This window comes from Companilactobacillus baiquanensis (assembly GCF_003946605.1).
In the GTDB taxonomy this organism is placed as follows: domain Bacteria; phylum Bacillota; class Bacilli; order Lactobacillales; family Lactobacillaceae; genus Companilactobacillus; species Companilactobacillus baiquanensis.
Window position 1 is genome coordinate 595,747 of the sequence record NZ_RHOQ01000001.1, and the last position, 22,675, is coordinate 618,421.

At 32.8% G+C, this 22,675-nt stretch carries 23 protein-coding genes and 1 pseudogene; 4 read left to right on the forward strand and 20 right to left on the reverse strand.

Features of this window, described 5'->3' with window-relative positions:
- Together EKM77_RS02965 and EKM77_RS02970 are read right to left on the reverse strand one after the other, a co-directional pair.
- A pseudogene (locus EKM77_RS02965) lies at nucleotides 1-597 on the reverse strand (phage minor capsid protein); the annotation flags it as partial.
- 50 nt (nucleotides 598-647) lie between these two features.
- Entirely contained in the window at nucleotides 648-1,058 is a 411-nt protein-coding gene (locus tag EKM77_RS02970) for a nucleoside 2-deoxyribosyltransferase (RefSeq protein ID WP_125592473.1), read from the reverse strand.
- A 163-nt stretch (nucleotides 1,059-1,221) separates the two neighbouring features.
- Here EKM77_RS02970 and EKM77_RS02975 point away from each other — a divergent pair, with 163 nt between their 5' ends.
- On the forward strand, nucleotides 1,222-1,848 hold the full coding sequence (locus tag EKM77_RS02975; protein WP_125592475.1) for an NAD(P)-dependent oxidoreductase: 627 nt from the start codon (nucleotides 1,222-1,224) through the stop codon (nucleotides 1,846-1,848).
- 17 nt (nucleotides 1,849-1,865) lie between these two features.
- Complete coding sequence (locus EKM77_RS02980; protein WP_125592476.1) at nucleotides 1,866-2,579, forward strand: alpha/beta hydrolase; 714 nt, start codon at nucleotides 1,866-1,868, stop codon at nucleotides 2,577-2,579.
- Between the two features lie 40 nt (nucleotides 2,580-2,619).
- Here EKM77_RS02980 and EKM77_RS02985 read toward each other — a convergent pair whose 3' ends face one another.
- The 9 genes from EKM77_RS02985 to pdxA all read right to left on the reverse strand — a co-directional run bounded on the left by EKM77_RS02985 (nucleotide 2,620) and on the right by pdxA (nucleotide 14,860).
- Nucleotides 2,620-3,552, reverse strand: coding sequence for an NADP-dependent oxidoreductase (locus tag EKM77_RS02985; protein ID WP_125592478.1), 933 nt, complete (start codon nucleotides 3,550-3,552; stop codon nucleotides 2,620-2,622).
- 15 nt (nucleotides 3,553-3,567) lie between these two features.
- Entirely contained in the window at nucleotides 3,568-5,058 is a 1,491-nt protein-coding gene (locus EKM77_RS02990; RefSeq protein ID WP_377729217.1) for an MFS transporter, read from the reverse strand.
- 107 nt (nucleotides 5,059-5,165) lie between these two features.
- Nucleotides 5,166-5,654: a GNAT family N-acetyltransferase gene (locus EKM77_RS02995; RefSeq protein ID WP_125592482.1), complete on the reverse strand. Its 489-nt coding sequence runs from the start codon at nucleotides 5,652-5,654 to the stop codon at nucleotides 5,166-5,168.
- Between the two features lie 59 nt (nucleotides 5,655-5,713).
- Nucleotides 5,714-7,705 carry a polyphosphate kinase 1 gene (gene ppk1 / locus EKM77_RS03000; RefSeq protein WP_125592484.1) on the reverse strand — a complete coding sequence of 664 codons (1,992 nt, stop codon included), beginning with the start codon at nucleotides 7,703-7,705 and terminating at the stop codon, nucleotides 5,714-5,716.
- Nucleotides 7,695-9,068, reverse strand: a complete 1,374-nt coding sequence (locus EKM77_RS03005) for a DUF2252 domain-containing protein (RefSeq protein WP_125592486.1) — start codon at nucleotides 9,066-9,068, stop codon at nucleotides 7,695-7,697. The genes ppk1 and EKM77_RS03005 overlap by 11 nt, the downstream gene beginning before the upstream one ends.
- 64 nt (nucleotides 9,069-9,132) lie before the next feature.
- Nucleotides 9,133-11,418: a hypothetical protein gene (locus EKM77_RS03010; protein ID WP_125592488.1), complete on the reverse strand. Its 2,286-nt coding sequence runs from the start codon at nucleotides 11,416-11,418 to the stop codon at nucleotides 9,133-9,135.
- Between the two features lie 200 nt (nucleotides 11,419-11,618).
- Nucleotides 11,619-12,845 (reverse strand): four-carbon acid sugar kinase family protein, encoded by a 1,227-nt coding sequence (locus EKM77_RS03015; protein ID WP_164507696.1) that lies wholly within the window; start codon nucleotides 12,843-12,845, stop codon nucleotides 11,619-11,621.
- A complete protein-coding gene (locus EKM77_RS03020) occupies nucleotides 12,838-13,818 on the reverse strand; it encodes a putative sulfate exporter family transporter (RefSeq protein WP_125592492.1) in 981 nt (326 codons plus the stop codon). The genes EKM77_RS03015 and EKM77_RS03020 overlap by 8 nt, the downstream gene beginning before the upstream one ends.
- A 13-nt stretch (nucleotides 13,819-13,831) precedes the next feature.
- Nucleotides 13,832-14,860: a 4-hydroxythreonine-4-phosphate dehydrogenase PdxA gene (pdxA, locus tag EKM77_RS03025; RefSeq protein WP_225425179.1), complete on the reverse strand. Its 1,029-nt coding sequence runs from the start codon at nucleotides 14,858-14,860 to the stop codon at nucleotides 13,832-13,834.
- A 183-nt stretch (nucleotides 14,861-15,043) separates the two neighbouring features.
- Here pdxA and EKM77_RS03030 point away from each other — a divergent pair, with 183 nt between their 5' ends.
- Nucleotides 15,044-16,792 (forward strand): sigma-54-dependent Fis family transcriptional regulator, encoded by a 1,749-nt coding sequence (locus tag EKM77_RS03030; RefSeq protein WP_125592494.1) that lies wholly within the window; start codon nucleotides 15,044-15,046, stop codon nucleotides 16,790-16,792.
- Between the two features lie 12 nt (nucleotides 16,793-16,804).
- A complete protein-coding gene (locus EKM77_RS03035) occupies nucleotides 16,805-17,434 on the forward strand; it encodes an HAD family hydrolase (RefSeq protein ID WP_125592496.1) in 630 nt (209 codons plus the stop codon).
- 153 nt (nucleotides 17,435-17,587) lie between these two features.
- On the opposite strand, the gene EKM77_RS03040 is transcribed toward EKM77_RS03035, so the two are convergent.
- From EKM77_RS03040 to EKM77_RS03080, 9 genes are all read right to left on the reverse strand, one after another.
- Nucleotides 17,588-18,367: a hypothetical protein gene (locus EKM77_RS03040; protein WP_125592499.1), complete on the reverse strand. Its 780-nt coding sequence runs from the start codon at nucleotides 18,365-18,367 to the stop codon at nucleotides 17,588-17,590.
- 32 nt (nucleotides 18,368-18,399) lie between these two features.
- Entirely contained in the window at nucleotides 18,400-19,128 is a 729-nt protein-coding gene (locus EKM77_RS03045; RefSeq protein ID WP_125592500.1) for a sulfite exporter TauE/SafE family protein, read from the reverse strand.
- A gap of 10 nt (nucleotides 19,129-19,138) precedes the next feature.
- The gene (locus tag EKM77_RS11115) at nucleotides 19,139-19,723 is read right to left on the reverse strand and encodes a sugar O-acetyltransferase (RefSeq protein ID WP_125592502.1); all 585 of its coding nucleotides are present in this window, start codon (nucleotides 19,721-19,723) and stop codon (nucleotides 19,139-19,141) included.
- Between the two features lie 106 nt (nucleotides 19,724-19,829).
- Nucleotides 19,830-20,192 carry a ribonuclease G gene (locus tag EKM77_RS03055; protein WP_125592504.1) on the reverse strand — a complete coding sequence of 121 codons (363 nt, stop codon included), beginning with the start codon at nucleotides 20,190-20,192 and terminating at the stop codon, nucleotides 19,830-19,832.
- A 258-nt stretch (nucleotides 20,193-20,450) separates the two neighbouring features.
- Complete coding sequence (locus EKM77_RS03060) at nucleotides 20,451-20,822, reverse strand: iron chaperone (RefSeq protein ID WP_125592506.1); 372 nt, start codon at nucleotides 20,820-20,822, stop codon at nucleotides 20,451-20,453.
- A 35-nt stretch (nucleotides 20,823-20,857) separates the two neighbouring features.
- Nucleotides 20,858-21,085 carry a bacteriocin immunity protein gene (locus EKM77_RS03065; protein ID WP_164507697.1) on the reverse strand — a complete coding sequence of 76 codons (228 nt, stop codon included), beginning with the start codon at nucleotides 21,083-21,085 and terminating at the stop codon, nucleotides 20,858-20,860.
- Between the two features lie 137 nt (nucleotides 21,086-21,222).
- The gene (locus tag EKM77_RS03070; protein ID WP_125592511.1) at nucleotides 21,223-21,498 is read right to left on the reverse strand and encodes a hypothetical protein; all 276 of its coding nucleotides are present in this window, start codon (nucleotides 21,496-21,498) and stop codon (nucleotides 21,223-21,225) included.
- A 16-nt stretch (nucleotides 21,499-21,514) separates the two neighbouring features.
- Nucleotides 21,515-21,805 (reverse strand): hypothetical protein, encoded by a 291-nt coding sequence (locus EKM77_RS03075; RefSeq protein WP_125592513.1) that lies wholly within the window; start codon nucleotides 21,803-21,805, stop codon nucleotides 21,515-21,517.
- Nucleotides 21,806-21,939: 134 nt separating this feature from the next.
- On the reverse strand, nucleotides 21,940-22,650 hold the full coding sequence (locus tag EKM77_RS03080) for a gamma-glutamyl-gamma-aminobutyrate hydrolase family protein (RefSeq protein ID WP_125592515.1): 711 nt from the start codon (nucleotides 22,648-22,650) through the stop codon (nucleotides 21,940-21,942).
- Between the last annotated feature and the right edge of the window lie 25 nt (nucleotides 22,651-22,675).

Here is a 22,675-nt window from a genome sequence, read left to right on the forward strand (position 1 = left end):
CTATATATTATTAGGAAAACCATGTGGTCCAAATTCATCTTTCAATTGCCTCAAATATGATTCATCTCTCTTGATACTAAAACTTAATTCACTCTTCTTTTTATCACTAAGATCAGTAGCTATTTTTTCACGTTTATAGTCTCTATTTAAAAATGAATTGTCATTTACTAAGTTCCTCAATTCGTATCTATGTCTATTTAATAGATTTTTATATTTATAAGAGCCACCTATATCGTTTAGTTCTTTGGTGTAATTCAAAGATTTTTTGTCGTTCCTAATTCGTCTTTCAAGTGCTCGTTGCTTCTGTTGAATCTTACCGTTCTCAATAGCCTTTTGCGTATCAGGGTGGGTAAATGGATTAGTAGATACTCCTTCAATATATGGGAACAACTCATGGTGGCAGTTAATACCTTGCGTTCCACTAGGTTCACCATAACCATGATTATAAATAGAATCACACTTTGGATTATATCTTGGATCACTTGATGGAATCGTATTGACGACCAAGCCTTGAATTGGTGCACACGCTGGACGTGATGCAGCATGACTACTCATCATAGCCAAAGTCACATCATACTTATCCATCACATTCATACGAGTTTGATTATATTATGTGCATCTGTATTGATGACAACCTACAAATCTCACTACCCAATCTTCCTCTTCAATATCTCCAAAACCTCATCAACATCAGAATAATAATTAATATCATTAAAATACTTAGAGCCCTCTATCATAGCCGATAGCTGGCTTTTTTTCTTGTTATGAAGAATAATAACTGGCTTTCCTATTTTTTCAGCATAAGCTAATTCATAACCTACTCCTAAACTAGGATTACTTGTATCAGCAACTACTAAATCACTTTCTTTTAGCCAATCAATATCTCTATTCCTGATATAGTCATTATCCAATTGATTTTGACCTTTAACGGACAAACTATAATCGCCAATATGTTCCGTCAAAATTTTATTATCCGTATTTAAATAATCGATTATTTTTTTGTAGATATCAACATCACTTCTACCGCCACGGATCGAACCTGCAAAATATATTTTCAAAATTAATACCTCACTATTCAGATAGTTTTACCTAGAGTATAAAACAACCTAGTGCTTTGATTCTTTTTTATTTTTAACATCATTTGGTTGCTTATTATTACTCAAAAAAATAAAATATGAGTAACAGGTTTACAGCAAATTTTTAGAAAAAAAGGCGAATCAAATGAAAATTTTAATTATTGGTGCCACTGGACCAACTGGTAGAAAAACAATCGAATCGGCCCTAGATTTAGGTGATACTGTAACTGCTTTTGCTAGACATACAGAATCTTTAAACGACATTAAGGATAAAATCAACATCATCAGTGGTGATGCGATCCTCACGTCTGATCTGGAAAAAGCCATGATAGGACAAGATGCTGTTATCTCTACTTTAGGACGTGGTGGTTCGATGCAATCACATAACCTATTTACCAGAGCTGCAGTTTCAATAGTAAACTCATGTAACCACACTCAAGTACCGCGTTTAATCTGGTTATCTTCATTTGGTGTTGGTGAAACTTACAAGGATGCTACTGCCACTCAAAAAATAGTCTACAAAACATTTTTAAGAAATATTTATGCAAATAAAAAAGCTTCAGAGCGAATTATTCATGCCAGCAAATTGAATTGGACGGTCGTTTATCCTTCAACTTTGACAAATGGACAGGCGAAAGGAAAATACAACATTGATGAACATATAAAAATGCACGGGTTACCTTCAATAAGTCGAGAAGATGTAGCCGACTTTTTATGTGCCGCCGCACATGATAATAAATGGATCCGCCGTAATGCAGTAATTACAGATTAATGAATCAGGGAGTCAATATGAAGAAATTTACTAAGTGGATACTCACTATCACAATTGGAATATTGCTTATTGTAGCAGCCACTTATTTTGTAATAAAAAACAAAGAATATCAGCCAACTAATACAGCAATGAACGCTTCTTCCACTACCACGACTGTTGATAACAGCATTAAGTTTCAAGGAGACGATACTAGACCGGCTGTTATCTTTTATCCAGGTGCATTGGTGGAACCAAAGAGTTATAGTGTTTGGGCAAATGAAGTCTCTAAAGCTGGATATTCAGTGTACATTGTCAGATTTCCACTTGATTTAGCGGTTATGAATGCCAATGCCGCCAAAAAAGTTCAAGCTAATAAGCCTTATATTATTGGTGGCCATTCTCTCGGTGGAACTATGGCTGCTCGTTACGCGGTTAAAAATAAAAAAGAATTACGTGGGATCTTCTTTCTAGCAAGTTATCCTGAAAAAAAGGGAAATCTTAGACACGTTAAAGTTCCAGTCTTATCTATAACTGCTAGCCAAGATGGGGTACTAAATAAAGGTAATTATAATAAGGCTAAAAAACTATTACCTGCTTCCACTAAATATTTAGTCATCAATGGCGGAAACCATGCTGGATTTGGTAGTTATGGCAAGCAAAAAGGTGATGAAGAAGCTAGCATAAAAAATTCTGATCAGCAAAAAATCACTGCCAGTTTATTGATCCATTGGTTAAATTCAAAAATAGACTAAATTATTTGCAACAAAAAAATCGTCTAAATTAGACGATTTTTTATTTGAGTAAAACAACTTTTCCAAAAACATGATTATCTTCATAATAGTCTTGCGCATCCCTAACCCCATCAGCATTGAGAGGAAAAGTTTGCTGAACGTTGATTTTAACTTTACCTTCAGAAACTAACTTAACTACCTTACTTAAAGGATTATCAAATTTACCACTTAAATACATCGCTTCTACTTGATATTTGTCGGCTAATTTATCATCAGGATTTTCCACTAGAGATACAATCCGTCCAGATTTTTTTAACACTTCAAAACTATGTTTATACGTATAATGACCCACCGTATCGATAACTAAATCAAGATTGGACAATTCTTCTTCAAATTTTTCTTCATGATAATTGATTACTTTTGTCGCACCTAATTGTTTTAACTTGTCAAAATCATTACCGGCTGTGGTATAAACTATCGCGCCGGCATTTTTAGCAAGTTGAATTGCCATTGAACCAACTCCGCCAGTTCCTCCATGGATCAAAACCTTTTCACCTGCTTGTAATTTACCTAAATCAAATAAGGCATTATATGCAGGTATTGCTGTCATTGGTAAAGAAGCTGCCACTTCAGTGGGAATATTTTCTAGGACTTTGGCGGCCTTGCTTTGTCCTAATATGGCATATTCAGAATAAGCGCCAAATCCCTTCACACCAACCATTCCGCAAACTAAATCGCCAATTTCAAATTTATCAACTGCTGAACCGATCTCAACTATTTTCCCAGTAACATCAGTCCCAGTTATAGCAGGAAATTCTATCTCAAAGTCATTTTTAAAAACGCCATTTCTAACCGCAATATCAAATGGTGCAACTGAACTACCCGCAACTTTTATCAAAATTTGTTTTGGCTTTAAATCGGGAATTTCGATTTCTTGATCTTTAAATTTACTACTATCTCCATAATCCTCAATAACAACTGCATTCGTTTTCATATAACAATATCCCTCCTAATTCAATGTAACCCGTTTAGCGATATTTTGTCTATGATAATGCACTAGCATACTAATAACGATTATCATTGAAATAATAATCAACAATAATCCGGCTATCATAATATTTCGATATCCACTATATAGAATATTTCTCATTTCTGGCACTAAATTTTGTGGCAACTTTTTTGCAGCACTAGCATCACTTAGTTTATTCAACATTTTCATTGTAATTGTATGATGTGAATTATTGACACCTTTTATAAGTGCATGATTTAAAATAACTCCGTAAACTGATGACATCAGCGTTTGACTTAATATTCTCAATAAATAAGCTAGTGAGGTTGCCGTAGGTATATCTCGTCTTTGAGCGTCGGTTTGAACATTAACTTGTAAAATATTAAAAATAATCCCAACTCCAAAACCTTCAAATCCACCAGCTGTTAATAACAGCCAAAAAGGTGTCTTCTGTCCAAATAAGAGAATAATTACAAAAGAAATAAAAATAGTAATTGTACCAACCGTTACGATCAAATACTTGCTCCATTTTGTTTGTAAAAATGCTACTGATTCTGATCCAATAATATTAGTAGCTGCACCGGGTATTTGAGTCATTCCCCCCATTAGTGCACTCAATCCTAGTATTCCTTGCGCCCACATAGGAATATAGGTAATAAAAGCGATAAAAGAACCCCAAATTATAACGAACAAACTAAAATCAATAACCAAATCTTTATTTGTCAAAAGTCGACTAGGTACAATTGGATCTTCAGCCTTACTATCAACTTTGATCATCCAAAGAATTAATCCTATTCCTACGATCAAAAGGAGAATGATGATGAAAATCGAAGATACACCAATCATTTGAATACCGGTTAAAATTGAAACCAGACCGATAACTAGTAAAGTGGCACCTAGATAATCAACCGGTTTACCAGCAGCATTTCGTTTTGTATCTTTATAAAATAGCATCAAAATCGTAACTGATAATAAAGCCACTGGAACGTTCAAATAAAATACCCATCTCCACGTCAAAACATCAACTATCCAACCACCCAATAATGGACCAATAATTGAGGCCGTGCTAAATAAGGCTGTTGCTAAACCAATAATCTGCGAACGCTTTTTTAAATCTGTATAAATATCGGCAAAAACAATAAAGGGAATAGTATTCATACCACCCCCACCGATTCCCATCACCGTTCTAGCAATGATAAACCATTGAATATTTGGTGCTATTCCTTGAAATATTGCACCAATAGAAAAGAGGATCGTTGAATAAATATATCCCTTCTTATTTCCTCTGTGTTCACCAAACTTACTCCAAAGAGGTGTTGAAACTGCTAATCCTAGAAGAAATGTGGCCACGATCCATCCCATATATGCAAGTCCATGCAAATCTCCGGTGATGGCAGGTAACGCTGTATTAACGATCGTAGCGTCCATCCCCGTCATAATATTTGATAATAATAAAGCAATCGTCACTAAAGTTCGCTTATTACTTTTCAACCCCAAACCCCCAACAATATAAAAATACTTTTCTTTTCAATTAAACAGCTAATTACATGAAAAAGTAAATGGTAAAAAAATAATTTTTCAGAAAAAAGATCATCAAATTAATTGATGATCTTTTCCATGTTATACCAAATTTCATTACCGTGACTTGAAGCAGAAACACCTTGATCAGCAAAGCCATTTTTTTCATAAAACGGAATTTTACCCTCTAAGCAAGTTAAAGCAATGCTTTCTCGATGATTTTTACGCGCTATATTTTCAAATTCACTTAACAATTTACTTCCTATACCTCGACCTCGATAGTTCGGACTAATGGCAATAGTAAAGATCAATTGATGCCCACCCTGACTTAAATTTAGCGGCGTATCATCATACATCTCATCTTGTACAAAGCGCTTTTTTACTGCTGGACCAACCACAAAGCCGATCAACTTTCCAGAGTCGTTTTTAATTGTCAAAAAGGTATCGTGCAGTTTATTTATCCTATCTTTATACACTTCTTCACTACCTGCCTCTTCTTTATTAAAACCCGCTCTCTCTAAATCCATGATTTCGTTTAAATCTTCCATAGTTGCTAAATCATATTTCATAGATATTTCTCCCTCCATATTAAAAACACTACCGAATTTATATTTCAGTAGTGTTTTTGCTAGACGTATTTGCGCCATTTAATCCGTTTCAACCAAGTTTGTTGAGCCGAAACATTAAAGAATTTATTTTTCTTAATGTACTCGCCATCTTGATTAAGATAATAGGAATTAGCAGTATCTTTTTGATACATCTTAATTAATTTCCTCATTGTCTTTTTAATTGATTCTTCAACTAGTGGTGCGGCGATCTCAACACGACGATCCAAGTTTCTTGTCATCAAATCAGCAGACGAGATCCAAATTTCATCTTCGCCATTACCATAATCAAATTTGTAGATTCGACTGTGTTCCAAAAGCTCTCCAACGATACTTTTAACTTCAATATCTTCTTTTTCACCGCATAAACCTAATTTAAGTGAACAAGGGCCACGAACAATAATTCTAAATGGCAGGCCCAGTCTGGCGGCGCCATAGATACCATTGATAATTTCAATATCTGTCAATCCATTTACTTTAATGAAGACTTCACCTTTACCCGTACGAAGGTAATTTCTAGTAGCCTTCCTAATTTTATGGAGGATCAGTTGTTTAATGCCATTTGGAGAAGTGTCCAATAAATTAAATTCATCAACTGATTTTCCAGCTAATCTGTCAAAAAACAATCTGGCGTCATTGACATACTTTGAATTACTAGTAAAGAAGCTCACATCAGAAAAGACTTTTGAAGTAATTGCATTATAATTTCCCGTTCCGATTTGAACATATCCTGAATTACCTTGTTCAATCAGGCAAATTTTGGCATGAACTTTATTTACCCGATCACCGTACAAAATTTTACAACCGGCATTTTCTAATTCTTCAGCGACTTCTAAATTATGTTGCTCGTCAAATCGAGCCCTTAATTCAACAATTACTGTTACCTGAATCCCCTTACTTGCAGCCTCTTTTAATAGACTAACAACGTGAGATTGCTTTTCAGTCCGATAAATCGACATCTTGATCGCAGTAGTTTTAGAATCATGTACTGATGCCTTTAAAAACTTCAAGAAAATGTCAAAAGAATCATATGGATAATTTACCAATATCGATTTATCATTCAAATATCCTAAAATATCTTTAGAGTCGCGCCACGTTAAACCTGTAAAAGGTGCAAAAACTAACTTAGGATCATTTCGATATTTTTTAAATAACTTATCCAAAATTCTTAAGTCCAAGGGACCACAGATCTCATAAACACTTTTTTTACTAATTCCAAAAAGTGAGCTGAAAAATACTCGATCTTTTGGTTCATCATGACTTACAAACTCAACTCTAGTAACTTTTCTATGACCATTATTTGTTAAATAGTCGTTCATATCTTTCAAATATTGTCGATCACTCAAATTCTCATCCAAAAAATCATAGCGTTTATTCTTATCAAAAGTTAAACGATAAATGTAACCATCAATAATTTTATGTTTTCTAAAATGATCTTTTGCACTGTTGATAATTAAATCTTCCAACAAGACAAAATGGTTTGGAACATTCGTTTCAACTAATCGATTCAAATCGTCTGGTATTTCAGCCGAATATAACTTTTCTTCAGAACATAATAAAATATTTAAATTATTATGTGATTTCTTGTCTGTATTGAAGTCGACAACTTTAATTCTTTTAGAAATATTTTTTAAATAATAGTCTTGTAGATATTCCTTTTCCTTATCACTTACATCGGAAAAATATGAAAGATCAAAAATCCCCTTATCTTTTATATCATCCAAAATAATACCTAAGGCTTGATACTGTTTAGCAATGTTTCGAGAATTAAAATCATAGACAAAACTTAATAGGTCCACTCCATCTAATCCCGTTCTACGATCACGTTTTTTTCGAGTGATCATACTATAAACATTGTGCATTCTTACTCGAAAAAATTCGTCCAAATTATTTGACGCAATCGATAGAAATCGCAATTTTTCAAGCAGTGGGACCTTATTATTATATGCTTGGTCGATAACTCGATTATCAAATAATAACCAGCTTAAATCCCTATTATAATATTTACTTTTCATTTTCCAGTTCCTTCTTAAATGAATCAAAATCGTACTCAACTTGCTTTGCATAGCTGTTAGCGAAATTCATCAAAGAATTATCTAGATCTTGATACTCTGCACCAAATCCAATAATCAAAGGATAGTTTGGCGAGTGCGAATGAGCTCTAGCAAGCAAGATCACACATACTGTTACATAGTCTTCAAATGAGGCATAATCAAGTTTGTCTAAATTGATCGAAGTCTTCATATCCTTAAACTGACGCATATAAAAACTATACTTATCCGTATCAAAAGCTCCTAAAAACGGATCGGAAGCACTTTGTAAAATAAGTTGACTGTCAACAATATTTTGACCTTGACTGACCTTCTTATCCGAGTACAAACCTTCAACATTATAGATTGGCAAGGCTTGTTTAGCCTGCAAAACAAGATAGTTTTTATCCAAATCCTGTAACAAAATCAGATAACATAAAGTACCGACACTTCCCACACCGACACTGTGTCTGACAACATCTATAATATTGAAATCTTCGAGAAATAGTCTCACATCACTTCTTTGTCGAGCTTTATATTCCTTGTAACCTTTAACTAAAGAATTAAAATCTTCCTTAGTAATGTGCTGTGTGACCGGCTTATTTTCTTCGAATCTTCTTTCACCTTTTTCGTTCAAAATGGTATATTTCTCAATTACCAATTTGGAGTTACTTTTTTGAGCCTTTTTTATACTTTTGGTAATCATTTTTTCAAATGAATTTTGAAAATATTCCTCGTTATCTTTTAAATTACCAAAGATCTCGGTAATATTTTGCAATGTGTTTGGTAAAATAAATCTCTTCATTTCTGAAATTTTAGTCATATGTTTTAGAGTATCAAAATATGTATTAATTACACTCAATAGGAACTCCTGAATATCAGTTTCCTCAAAGTTATGTGATCTAGCAACTAATAATGCACTGACTAAAAACCGCTTTAAATCGTATTCCCAATAACCTAAATGAGCTTCATCAAAATCATTCATATCAAACAATAATTGTCCTTCAGAAGAACCATAAAAACCAAAGTTTCCTAAATGTGCATCCCCACCGATCAAAACTTTGATCTCACTATCAGAATGACTTGCTAAATCGTAATGCATTACGTCTGCTGTTCCCCTGAAAAAAGCGAATAATGATTTTGACATTCTTTCTCTTTTGACCGCCAATAATTCCGGTACAAGTAGCTTATTCTTAATGTTCAAAATCTCATGAATATTCCTCTTTTGCGGTTCAAATGTATTAAAATCATCTGGAACCATCGTAGCAAAGTAACGTCCTTTTATGATCAACTGTTCCGTACTTTTAAAGGCATCCGTGTCCTGAAAAGTATATGGTGTTTGATTCATGCCATCATCTCCCTAAAAGTATTATACCTTAACCTTTCACTAAATTAGGAGATAATGCGACCTTTTATATCACATCCATTGCGGTCCATTCAAGCTTGGCATGATAAGTCCCCGCAGCAATGTTTCCTAGATCAGTTTCATCAACATGCATCAACAATCCACAGTTCTTTTCCCAATTGATCGAGTCAATTCCAGACATATCATCTTCAATAATATCTTCATCAGGGATCGGGACATCACCGTTATCTAATATTGTAAAACCGCCATCTTCGTCATAATATCTCAATGAAACAGGCAATGTGGCGCCATTACTTTCACATTTGAATTTGCTCTTTTGACTAACAGACAAATTATGTTTACAGTTTTTTCTTCTATTATCATTAATAACAACTACTGAATTTAATTTATCATTATAGTTAGTTCGATTCACTATTTCTCCAGAAGTTAGGTTTGACACTTCGCCAAATGAAATTTTGTTTGGAGTAATTGTGAGCTTATCATTTGTATAATTAATTAATAATTGTTGGGGACTTTGATTAGCATAATTATGTGCATTATCAGAAGAATCATTTGAATCAAATTTCGTGTTACCATGAATTCTTGGCTGAGTGACGAAATTCATTGTTTCATCTGGCTCTCTTGCATCAAACTCAACCTCAACGACATGAAATAGTCCCTCCCCATTACCGCTGACAACAAAATCAATATTTTCAATTCTTACGTGTGGACACCCATCATCATTAGATACGGAAAAATCTTTATTTTTAAGTTTCTTCCCATCCATAACAACACTTTTAATATGTTTTTCCTTCATATTAGGTTGTAGTGGTAATTCAAATACCCCATATTTTAAAACACTTAAAGGATTTTCGTTATTCATACTACTAGTGATCTTTATCCGATCTCCTTGCATAACTTTATCCGTGTTATGTTTATGGTTCTCGTCTTTGTAAGTTAAATTCTCTACTTCAACGTCAAAACTAATATTTGGAGTATATAAATTCAACACGTTTAAATTTGCGACCCTTGTTTCAAAACTATGTTCCTTTTGATTTCCTGAACCATTCGTTTTGGCGTAAACTTTCGCATAAATTTTTCTTTGATGATCGTAAATAGTAGTTTTCTCGATTGTAAAGGTTGGATCTTTCTCCCCTGATTTCAATTTCTTATCCTTACCTTTTTTCTGTTCGTACCATTCTACGCGCCATTCATCCATCATTTGCTCTTGATCGACACCTTTTAATTTAAAAGTGGCATTTTCCCCAACATGAACAGTCTCATCATCGAGACCTCCACCTATTTCTATTTTTGTGTTAGCGCTTAACTTTGTGCCGTCATTATTTATAAATGTACCTGTTACGGTGTACTCCCCAGATATACCTTTTTGATTTGCTTCGATCTCCCCACTGATTGGATCAATTCTTGCTAATGTATTATTATCACCACTCCATTCAACGTAACCTGTTGCATCTTTGGGCTCAATTGTTTCATGCGCCGTGGTGATATTATCTAAACCTTTTAAATTGTATAAATAATCTTCTTCAGTTTTAACTTTTAAGTCGACAATATTCTTTGGTTCTTTTACTACATGAACCGTTGCTACTTCAGAATAATAATAAAGAGCACCTAATCCCAAAAGCACCCCTGATGATGCTCGAGATTGAAAATAATACTTCCCTGCTTTTTTTGCCTTAAATTCATAATTTTTAGAATGGGCAACTTTTTTCTTAAATCTAAGCCAATGCTCCATATCTTCAGAATATCTCCAGCGATAATTTGGAACTGGATCTTTCAATATTAAAACACCGGATAATCTATTCCAAATCGATTCCTTAAACTTGGATTTTATAATTATTGATTTGCCTTCTTTGACGTAGTATTCCTTTGAAGGTTGAACGAAAAATCCTGCTCTAATAATCATTCCTAACGATTTTAATGGTCTCGGACTTGGAGAGACGTACTTCCCCTTCCCTTGAGAAGCACCCTCCTCTCCATCACCATCAATATCGTCAGTATCGTTTGCTGCCTTATTTTCCACTAAAAATTCTTCAAACATCGATTTATCATCGTCATTTTCTTGATTTGAATTCTTAGTGTCAGAATTTTCTTCACTCGGTATTTTAATATCGTTAATATCATCTACATTTTTTTCTACATCTGGTATTTCTTTGGAAACGTTTTCCTCAATAGGAACAGTTTCATCGGCTTTGACATTTAAATAGCTAGACATCAAAATTATTGCATAAATTAAGGCTCCAATTACTACTAAAACCTCTAACAGCATCCCCTTCTTCATACTTGTTTCACTTCCTTTAACATTTTTGCTTGTTAGAAAAAACTTATTGATCATATCAGTTAGTTTTTCGCCCGCACAAAATTATATCTGTTTATTTTCAAAAATTCAAAAATACTTTTTCATATTTTGACAATAAAAAAACTATATGAAAACGTATTCATTTTCATATAGTTTTATTCTTTTTAATATTAGGAAATGTATCTTTTTTTGTTTAATCAGAAAAATATTATTGTAAGCGGCATAATCAATATCTACTATTTACTTACTTCTTTTAATTTTTTGAAGGAGAAGGAAATCAAATCGTCATTTCCAAATGCACCAGCTTTAGTTATTACTCTTAGATCATCATATTCTCCACCCTTTATTCTCATCATAGGTGTTCCGGTTGCCACTTCGGTTATGATGTCTACACTGTTTGCCTTAATTACATCAAAAAATCCTTTAGCAGTATCACCACCTGTTATAAATAATCCAGATGGTTTAATTCTCTTAATAATTCTTCTTCCAAGACCCCCGAGAATCGACTGGACAATCAATCCGATTTCATCAATTGAAAGCCCATCAGATTTTAATTTATCTTGAGTATATTTGAGTTCATCCCTATTAATAGTAGCAGAGGATGTCACAATAACATCTTGACCAGACTTCATTGCATCAATAGCCTTTTCTACATAATTAGAATATGACTCATTTTTGTAAACATTATAAATAGGTATTGAAATAACTTTGACATTATTTTCCTTAGCAAATTGTACTTGTCTTGATGTAACTTCACTGACACTACCTACAATTGCTAGGGCCGGCACTACTGGATTTTCTATGCTAAGAATTGCATCCATTATTCCAGATGAGCCTACCCATAGAACTTTCAATTTAGATTTCAAAACTTTTTTAACAAGTAACTGTAAATCTAAATCATTCATCGAATCGGCCGCATAAAATTTAGTATCCACTTTAAATTTTAAATCAGTATTTCTGATTTCATTTAGAGAAAAAGTGCCAATTTTTTCTCCAGGAAAAGCATTTTTCAGAATGTTAAAAATATTATCATCAATTAATGGTTTTACTGGATCCTTTGCAAATTGTGTATTCAATCCTTTAACGCCATTAATGGTCAGAACACTATCTTTTACTTGACGACCAATAGAAGGTAGTGACGGAGCAAATATCAAAACATCACTTTCATATAGTTTATTAAGTTCATTCAATTCGTCCGAAATATTTCCTCGCAATGTTGAATCAACTTTTTTTATTGTATAGTCAAATTGTTTCATATTAGTTTGCAATACAGCTCTTGTAATTTTATCTCGTGCATCTTTAGGGCTTAAATTTCTAGACTCTGTATCAACGACTAGAGATGAATAATCACCGTTTTCGTCATGAAGTCTAACCTGAACTGGAATACCTCTTTTTGCTAACTGAACACCGGTATCAGTAGAACCAGTAAAATCATCCGCCATAATTAAATATTTTTTATCCATTTGCAATAACACCTTGTTTCTCAGCATTCTTCTTCTTAGACTTGTCTTCATGTTTTACCAACCATGAAACTAGCAAGGGACATAGAATGGCTGTAATTATAACTGAAGCAGCAACTTGAGCGGTTGCAACAGCAGTAGTATGAGCAAATGAAGGTACGACAGCTGCAATTGCTGCTGGGGTTGCAGCTGCGTTCCCTGCAGTTGTACCTATGGCTGCACCAACGGCAGGATGTTCTGTTCGTAAAATATATTTCATAATTAGGTAACCACCGAATCCGGCAATTAATGTTACTAAAATTCCAAGAATGATTCCTGGTAAACCAGCTTTAATAATTTGTGAAAAATTCAGTGCAGCTCCCAACGTGAATGCAAAGAATGGGATAGGCATAACAGTTCCTGCTTTGAAGAATTCCTTTAAATCAGGATCTAGATTACCAAAAATAAAGCCTAAAACAATTGGTACCAATGCTGCAACAAATAACATGACTGGCAATTTGGCAGTTCCAGTTGCACCTAAAGCAATCATAGTAAAGAATGGTCCATCCATTAATGTTGTAATTGATATAGCACCAACATCACTAGCATCACCATACTCACCTGCCAATGCACCGTACAAACCACCATTAGCATTGGTCATAGAAGAAATTAAAGCTAACGGCAAAATCCCTAAGAAAGTACCTTTTCCAAAAACTGAACCAACAAGCCATCCAAAAAGGAGACCTAATAGTAATCTAAAGAATGTTAAAGCGGCACCTCTTATAACAGGTTGACCTGCTTGTTTAATTGATATTTGGGCACCATTACAAAAACAGAATAGTGATAGTAAAGTTAAAGTACCTGTTTTAAAAAGTGCAGTTGTAAATCCACCTATTTCAAGTGAATTTGGTAGAAAAGTATTAAAAGCTGTTCCTAATAAAAGTGGAACAACCATTAAACCTCCAGGAACTTTATTTATTCCTTTCAGAATTTTCATTATAAATCCTCCTCTATTTATTTATAGCTAGTCTAGTTGCATAATCGATTGCGTTTAAAAGACTTATATCATTTGCTTTTCCAGTCAAAACCTGGTCAAAAGCGGTTCCGTGATCAACTGAGGTACGAATAATTGGTAGGCCTAATGTAATATTCACACCCGAAACATTGCCCCATGTCTTAGTCTTTTGATCATATTTGAAACCAATTAGTTTGATAGGAATGTGTCCTTGGTCGTGATACATTGCAACGACAATGTCAAACCAGCCACCTGCTGCTTTAGGAAATACAGTATCTGGTGGCACTGGTCCAGTAACATTGATTCCTTTATCTTTTGCTGCATTAATTGCTGGAATAATTTCTTTTTCTTCTTCATCCCCGAATAATCCGTTCTCACTACTGTGAGGATTTAAACCGGCCACACCAATCTTAGGTTCAGATATTCCAAGCTGTTTCATAGCTTTATTTGCAATTTCAATTACTTCAAGCACACGTGGCTTTTTTACTAATTCAGTCGCGTGCTTCAATGAAACATGTGTACTTACATGTACGACACGTAAATTTTCATGTGCTAACATCATTGTGTAATTTTTAGTTTTAGTTCTAGTAGCATAAATTTCTGTATGACCGGCAAAATGATGACCAGCTAAATTCATAGCTTCTTTATTAAGTGCATTAGTTACTGTTGCATCCACTTCATGGTTCATGGCTAAATCGATTACAGTAGTGACATATTTATATGCAGCGTCACCTGCCATTGAGCTAACTTGACCAAATTTAAGAGAATTAATATCAACTAAATTCAAATCCAATACGTCCATTGTTCCAAATTCAAACTTGGCATCTTTAACATTTTTAATTGGATTTAAATTGATTTTCAATTCTGGTAATTTCTTAATGACATAATCCAAAACTGAAATATCTCCAACAATTAATGGACGACATTTCTTATATAATTCCTCATTTTTAAAAGCTTTTAATGATATTTCAGGACCTATACTTGCTGGATCCCCCATTGTAATTGCTATAATAGGTAATTTCATTTTTATGGTATTCAATTGAATACCTTCACTCCCCTCTCTTTATCTTTCATAATTTAGTTTAGAAGGGTTGAAATTAAAGCGCTATCATAATATGATTCATATTGAAACGTATTTCTTTTATCGAAATGTATAAAGCATCTAAATAATGTCAAAACGTTCAATTATGAAACAAAGGGGGCTACTATGAAATTTAAAATATTAGGAATATACCCATATGCTGGATTAGAACAATCCATAAAAGGACAGCTGCCTAAATTCCCCGAATTAGAAATCGACCATTTTCTTGGAGATTTGAGTTACGGAATAGAAATAGCCAGTCAACAATTAAAAGAACATAATTATGACGCAATTATTTCTCGTGGTGGAACTAAACGTGCATTAGAGCAAAAATTCGATCTTCCTATAATCGATATTGGTGTTTCTAAATATGATATTTTGCAAGCTATTCAAAGCCTCAGACATATTAAAAAAATTGCCATTGTAGGATTTGATTTTTTAAGCATAAATGCCGAACATGTTATAGAGGATTTCAATAAAAATTTAACAGTTTATCAAATTCATTCTTTAACTGATGCACAAAAAATCCTCCTTAAACTTAAGGAGGATAATTATGACGTTATTATTGGAGATAGAATTACAAGTAGACTTGCAAGTGAAATTGGAATAAATTGCATTTTAATATCATCTGGAGATGAAAGTGTAAATTCAGCTCTGAGAAATTGCCTTAATCTATTAAAGAATAAATACTCCGAAAAAGAATCCAGTAAAATACTATTAGACTTACTTAAATATCGTGATGAAAGTTTAGTAACAGTTGACAGTGACAATATTATCAACTATACGGCAAATTTAAATTATTCTAACAAACTAATACCCCACATTAAAAAAAGAATTAGATATATAGATTGGGACGAAAATAAGACAAGTATTTTTAAAAGTCAAAACAAGTATTATCAAATGAGTAAGTTGAAAAATTCCGTTTATATTATTAGAAAATTACCCAATTATCAACCTAACAAGCCATTAAATACTTCAATTAATAAAAATAGTGGAACTTTTAATTCTTATCTAAAAAGTAGTTTGTCTCAAGAGTTTTTAAACGCATTAGAAATTTATAAGCACAATGATGATATACTTTTTATTGCTGGTGAAGACGGTTCTGGCAAAAAATTATTGATCGATGATATAAGTTCGTCTGAAGCAAAAAAAACATTTAAAATTGATTGTAAAGAATTGACTGAAACTACATTAAATAATTTAGAAAACTCTTTAAATTCTCCTTTTTTAGATACTAAGAATACTATTGTCTTCGATAATTTAGAAAAATTGAATATAAATATTCAACGAAAATTAATATACTTTATAAATGAGACTTTACTGTTTAAACGAAATAAATTAATTTTTAGTTACGAATTAAATTCTCAAAATGATAATAATTTAACCAAGTTATTACTTAAACAACCTAAATATATTGAACTAAAACCCTTTAATTATCTAGATGAACAACAAATTTCTCTTCTTATTTCACTATTAATAAATCAATTAAATATTAAATATGGTAGAGAAATACTTGGTGTAACAGATATAACATTTGATAGAATTTTAAGAGGACCCTGGGAAAGAAACTACCGACAATTTGTCACTGTTTTAACTGAAGCATATAAAGCAAACAAATCATCGTATATAGATTTAAGTAGTTTAAAATATGGATTAAATCAAGAAAGCAACGAATACAATCTTGTAAACAATCATAAATTTACTTCAATCCAACACGATCTTTTAAATATTCCAATCAACAATACTTTAGACAACAGCATTGACTTAATTATAAGCAAAGAACTATCTATAAATAATTTTAATAAAACTAAAACGGCAGACTCACTAGGAATTTCTAGATCAACTCTCTGGCGTTTTCTAAAACGAATAAAGTAAAAGGAGCAAAACATGCTTAAAAATATTCTCTTTGATATTGACGGAACTATTACTGATACAGAATATACAATCATCAAATCTCTTCAAGCATTACTTTTACGTGAAAAAGGATTAACCGTAAAAGATGAAGATCTCTATTATATTCTGGGAATTCCTGGAGAGGATGGTATGAGAAAATTTGCTGATAACGAAGCTGATTTAAATGACCTATTAGAAAAATGGCGCATAATGATTGCTGAATATGCAAATTATTCTACGGTATTTGATGGTATGGAAAATCTCTTACAGAATTTGAACAATCATAATTTAAACCTAGGTATCATTACTTCTAAAACTAAACAAGAGTTAAAAAATGATTTTTCTAGATTTAACTTAAACAAGTATTTCGACATTTTTGTGACTGCATCTGATACTAAAAAACATAAACCAAATCCCGATCCAATTTTCAAGGCTCTAGAATTGTTAGATGCAAAGGCTGATGATTCAATTTATGTTGGCGACTCTATTTATGATATGCGGTGTGCTCACGGGGCTAATCTTCCTTTTGCCTTAGCCACTTGGGGAGCCAAAAGCAATCCTGAATTTGAACAAGCTGAATATAAATTAACGGTTCCGGATTCTTTAATGCAAATAATTTTTTAGTTTTTTGAGCAAAATTCTGGAATTGTTTATCTCAAACTGACAAAATACATCATAGATACAAACATTCCCCCAACTGTTTGTATCTCCCCCGTTGATTTTTATAACTCAACTAAAAAAACCACCAGATTCCCCGATCTGATGGTTTTTATTTGTCTAAAATATATCAAAAATACCTAAAATCTTAATAACAACTATTGCTAAAACCATACTAATCACGGCATGGACCATAAAGAAAATTGAAAATGATGTGAAATACAAAAGATAATTATTTAATACATTAATTTTACCAACGATTATAAATGCATTTCCTACAACAAACTGCACTATTAACCAGGGAATAATTCCTTGATGAACTGTTTTAAAATCAGCATCGCTTAAATCATAACCTGTACTTGCGATCATGATCGTGAGGAGTAAGTATAAAGCGATCATTGACCAAGTACCGTTAGCAAAAGACATTTTTAAGTTATTTAAAACTGACTCAACTAAATTATTTGCATCTAACAAAGTATCTGTACTCATACTGGTGAAATTAAGTTGTGCTTTTAGCAAGAATTTTTGCAATAAATACAGTACTAAAGAACAAGTATAATACGGGGCTAAACCAATAAAAAAATTACCTAAACGTTGGTAAATATTGTTCTCATTCCAAGAATGCTGAACTGAACCAAGGGCCCCAGAGTTTTGATAGTGAATGTTCAATAATTGAACCTTAGTAACTTTATGACCAAATATAAACGCAAAAAGTGCATGACCGAATTCATGGATCACAACACCTAAACCGCCAACAACTAATTGACTATTATTACCTAAATTATCTACCAAAGTCTTCTTGGCAATATGACCGATCCAGGAAACTATTCGGGCTGTCACATATGGGACAATTGTAAAAGTCACCAAAACACCCAATATCCACTTTAAATAATCTGTCAAAAAAAGATTCTCCTTAATTTTAAAATAAGATCTTATTTTATTAAGAGGATCGCACCAAATAATATTAAAATCATGTAAACATATTTTATAAAATGAGCACTATTTATTTTAGATGAAATCCAATTACCTAATGGTATCACTACTAATAACAAAGGAACGATTACTAAAAGTAATTTAACAACTTCCATACTCCACATTCCAGATGAAATTTGACTTAATACGACTATACTACCAACACAAATGAAGTGCCCTTGTAGTATTCCTCTTAGTTTGAAAATATCCCATTTTTTGGCGGTTCCATAAACCACGATTGGGACACCATGGCTATTAAAAGAACTGCCTAGTATGCCTGAAACAATACCTGCCAAGTAATCGTATTTATCACCCATCTTAAAATTTATAGGATTTTTTTTATTAATAAAATATAAATTATATGTACCATAGACAATAATAAATATCCCTAAAATCTTCATAATTATTTGTGGAGAACCTAATTTAATAATTAAAATTCCAATTGGAATTCCCAATATTGATCCAATAACCAATCTCTTTAATACTGAATAATCAATACTTCCTTTATATTTCATTGCAGCCGGAATAGCCACAATTAAACCTAAAGCACCAATTATTGCCGTTGATGATTCAATATTAAACGTCATTAGTGCCAATAGTGGCATTGTAACAAGTGCTTCTCCAAATCCGAAAATGGTTCTCATTAAAGCTCCAAACAGGGCAATCAAAACAACTAAGAAATAAGTCACATAAAACCTCCTAAATGGTTGTTGAAATACGATCTTTTTCAGATATTTTACGTAAAACTTTACATGGTGCCCCGACTGCAACTACTCCGGAAGGAATATCCTTATTTACAACACTACCAGCACCAATAACACTATTTTTACCAATAGTTACACCACCTAAAACAGTTACGTTGGCACCCAGCCACACATTATCTTCTATATGGATCGGCGCACTAGTTTCCATTCCTGACGCTCTTTGATCAGGTACTAATGGATGACCTGCACATGCCAAACAAACACCTGGTGCAATGAAGGTACCATCGCCTAAATAAACTGGCGAAGTGTCAAGAATAGAACAATTATAATTAATAATGACCCTGCCATTAGCGTGAATATTAAAACCATAATCACATCTAAAACTAGGTTCAATAAATGTTGTATCACTTGACTCAGCAAACAATTCTTTAATTATTTTTTGACGTTTTTTTGTTTCCGATGGTCTAGTTTGATTATATTCAAAACATAACTCTTTAGACTTTGTCTGTAGCCCCATTGGCATATCTTGATAACTAATTACATAGGGACTGTCTTTCTTTATCAATTCTGTAATATCCATTATTCACCTCATTTATCTATGTTAACAAATGGCCATCAAAAAAACTCTCTTAGGTCGAATCCAACCAAAGAAAGTTTCCAATAATTTTATTTACTCGTTATTTTAATTACATACCTAGACTACTAAATGCTTGAACCGTTGAATAGATCCAATAGAACGTAATTGCATAAATTACTATTGAAACAATAAAAAATACCAATCCTGCTAAATTCCAAGTTTGCTGGACTTTCTTAAAACTTTCAATATTGTTATAATCTCCGTTTTTCCATGCCCATTCATTTCCTTTAAATCCACAAACAAAAGCCCAAATAATATTAAAAACTGGAATCAGACAAAGTAGCGGTAAATATGTTTTATTACCGATTCCCCACCAGATATTGAAAGCAAATGCTCCCCAATTCCATCCCTTAACTTCTTTAGGTGTACCTCGTAACTCTACTAGATCACTACTTGGTTTGGATTCCTGCATATAATACTCCTCAAAAGATATTTTACAGTGCACTTTAATGTTAACAAACAGCCTTCTTCATTAATATGTCGAAATATTAATAATTGGTTATTAATATACTTAATTGATATGCTTTTAGTAAAGGAGTCATTATGAAAATACCAAAGAGAAGATTCAATATTCCAATAATATTTTTGATGATCGCCTTATTGTTGCCACTGATCGGCGTTAGTAAAAAAAGATGAACGACAATCAAACTCGTGATTGTCATTCATCTTTTTACTTTGCCCAAAAGGTTGTACATTCTTTTTTGTCTTCAATATTGAATTCGATTATTTCTTTCAGTAAATCAAAATCAACATCTTGATCAAATTTTATCCTAAACATTTTCTTACCAAAGCTATATTCAGCAAGCTTCAACTTTTCCTCAAACTGCTCCATAACTTTCCCCTCAGGGGCAATTGAAATATGATTCTTAGCTACACTAAACCCAATTATGAAAGTTCCATGATCTGTAAACATTGGCTGATTCCAAGCCACTCTAGTATCTAGATTAGGGAAGTTTTTTTCAACCCATGTCAATATTTCAATAACACGATCTCGATGTTCGTCAACATCAATACCTTCTATGTATTCATCAAAAGTATCCATATCGCTTCTCCCATACTTTTATTTTCTGTATAGCCTTATTTTTCTGCTTTTTTTAGCTTGGAAATTATTTCAGTTTGATTTTCATTTAATTTACTATCATTTGACTCTATATAAGTAAGTAGTTGATCGACTAAACTAGCCTCATCGCCACCTTTTTGCAGATGTACATATGTATTCATCAATACTTGCTTAAACTCTTCTGAGTTATTTTCAGTTAAACTGTTAAATAATTCATGAATAATTGTTAATACTGTTTCAGTCATAACTTTATCCTCTACCATGAATTTACAGAAAACGATTCATCTGTATTGGACTTTATAGTAACATATCGTGCGAAAACTGATTAATAATTTTCATTAATTTCTCAATTTAAGACAAATAAAAAAGGTGCCAAAGCACCCTACTCTACTGTGAATCCTGGATTATGAGATAAAGAATCTATTTTCTGAATATATTCAGCTCCCGAATCCATTCCCTCTAAAGCTTCTGAAATTTTATTATCATCTTTTAATTTACCAAACAAGTGTGTCAATGAATAATTTTCATCAAGCAACTTATATGTAGATAAAATTAATTCTTTACAATATCCATCTTGATCGACTGTTTCTGTTTTGTTCATATCTGTATAAAGTTCTGATAAAACCTTCTTAGCTTCTGAATTATCATTTAATTTCATAACTACACCGCCTATATTAATAGATTTTACCTAAAGAACGTTCTAGGTTTATTAAACTGTCTTCGATTTCTTGAATATATTTACTTGCCTCTTGATTGAACTCTAAACCCTCGGTTATTGATAATTGATCCAAATAAGCTTTCAAAGATGACATCGTATTATCATTCAAAAAATCTTTATCATCTAGCCTCAAATATGTATCTCGTATTTTCTCCGCCGCCATTTTATCGCATTTTCGAGACATATCTAAAGTACTGTATAATCCCGATAATGCCGATTTCAATGTCGTTAGATCTTCATACTCCAATGACCTTCACCTGCCAGTCTCAATAATTTATATAAAATTATTTTTGATTTATAGTCATCATACATCTTTAAAATGATAGCGTCTACATTTTGGATAATTACTTAATCTTATTTAATAATATGGAAAAATTGAAGTTAAATTCTGTCGATATAATCTTTAAACAAGCTAAATTGACTGGTTGATTTTTCCCACATATTTTCAGGGTGCCATTGCACCGCTTGAATACTGGCATCTTTATTTTCTATTGCCTCTATAACTCCATCGGGTGCTTTTGCCACAACTGTCAAATTAGGAGCGACTTCTTTTATAGCCTGATGATGTCTGGAATTAACGAATGGATTACTCCCAACAGATGAACGCAAGAAAGAATCAAACACTTCAACGTGATGAGTTGGAAGATCACCAGGTGCAGCTTGATGATGCTTGATTAATTTACCAGCATATTGAACACCCAGATCTTGATAAATCGTTCCACCAAGAGCAATATTGATCAACTCCGCACCTCTACAAATACCCAAAATAGGCATGTTGCGAGTAACTGCACCTTTTGCTAAAGCAATCTCAAACGAATCACGATATCGATCAGTTCTACCTAATTCCGGTATTGGTTCTTCATCCATAAAAGTTGGATCAATATCAGGACCACCTGTGAAAATAATTCCATCTAGTTTATCCAGTAGAGAGCTTACCCGATCATCAGGTAAATATGGCAATCCCACTGGAATCCCACCTGCATTTAGAACAGCGTTAACTGCAGGACGCGGTACAAAATCAGCATTCTTCTGGTTGATCAATGAAGTATTATTTAAAAAAATATCTGCTGTAATACCAACTAATTTATTAATATTTTCACCATTCTTTCAGTAAATA

Coding starts and splice junctions, on each gene's coding strand:
- EKM77_RS02975 (WP_125592475.1), top strand. CDS start 1,222: ATGAAAATTTTAATTATTGGTGCCACTGGACCAACTGGTAGAAAAACA.
- EKM77_RS02980 (WP_125592476.1), top strand. CDS start 1,866: ATGAAGAAATTTACTAAGTGGATACTCACTATCACAATTGGAATATTG.
- EKM77_RS02985 (WP_125592478.1), bottom strand. CDS start 3,552: ATGAAAACGAATGCAGTTGTTATTGAGGATTATGGAGATAGTAGTAAA.
- EKM77_RS02995 (WP_125592482.1), bottom strand. CDS start 5,654: ATGAAATATGATTTAGCAACTATGGAAGATTTAAACGAAATCATGGAT.
- ppk1 (WP_125592484.1), bottom strand. CDS start 7,705: ATGAAAAGTAAATATTATAATAGGGATTTAAGCTGGTTATTATTTGAT.
- EKM77_RS03005 (WP_125592486.1), bottom strand. CDS start 9,068: ATGAATCAAACACCATATACTTTTCAGGACACGGATGCCTTTAAAAGT.
- EKM77_RS03010 (WP_125592488.1), bottom strand. CDS start 11,418: ATGATCAATAAGTTTTTTCTAACAAGCAAAAATGTTAAAGGAAGTGAA.
- EKM77_RS03015 (WP_164507696.1), bottom strand. CDS start 12,845: ATGGATAAAAAATATTTAATTATGGCGGATGATTTTACTGGTTCTACT.
- EKM77_RS03020 (WP_125592492.1), bottom strand. CDS start 13,818: ATGAAAATTCTGAAAGGAATAAATAAAGTTCCTGGAGGTTTAATGGTT.
- pdxA (WP_225425179.1), bottom strand. CDS start 14,860: ATGAAATTACCTATTATAGCAATTACAATGGGGGATCCAGCAAGTATA.
- EKM77_RS03030 (WP_125592494.1), top strand. CDS start 15,044: ATGAAATTTAAAATATTAGGAATATACCCATATGCTGGATTAGAACAA.
- EKM77_RS03035 (WP_125592496.1), top strand. CDS start 16,805: ATGCTTAAAAATATTCTCTTTGATATTGACGGAACTATTACTGATACA.
- EKM77_RS11115 (WP_125592502.1), bottom strand. CDS start 19,723: ATGGATATTACAGAATTGATAAAGAAAGACAGTCCCTATGTAATTAGT.
- EKM77_RS03055 (WP_125592504.1), bottom strand. CDS start 20,192: ATGCAGGAATCCAAACCAAGTAGTGATCTAGTAGAGTTACGAGGTACA.
- EKM77_RS03060 (WP_125592506.1), bottom strand. CDS start 20,822: ATGGATACTTTTGATGAATACATAGAAGGTATTGATGTTGACGAACAT.
- EKM77_RS03065 (WP_164507697.1), bottom strand. CDS start 21,085: ATGACTGAAACAGTATTAACAATTATTCATGAATTATTTAACAGTTTA.
- EKM77_RS03070 (WP_125592511.1), bottom strand. CDS start 21,498: ATGAAATTAAATGATAATTCAGAAGCTAAGAAGGTTTTATCAGAACTT.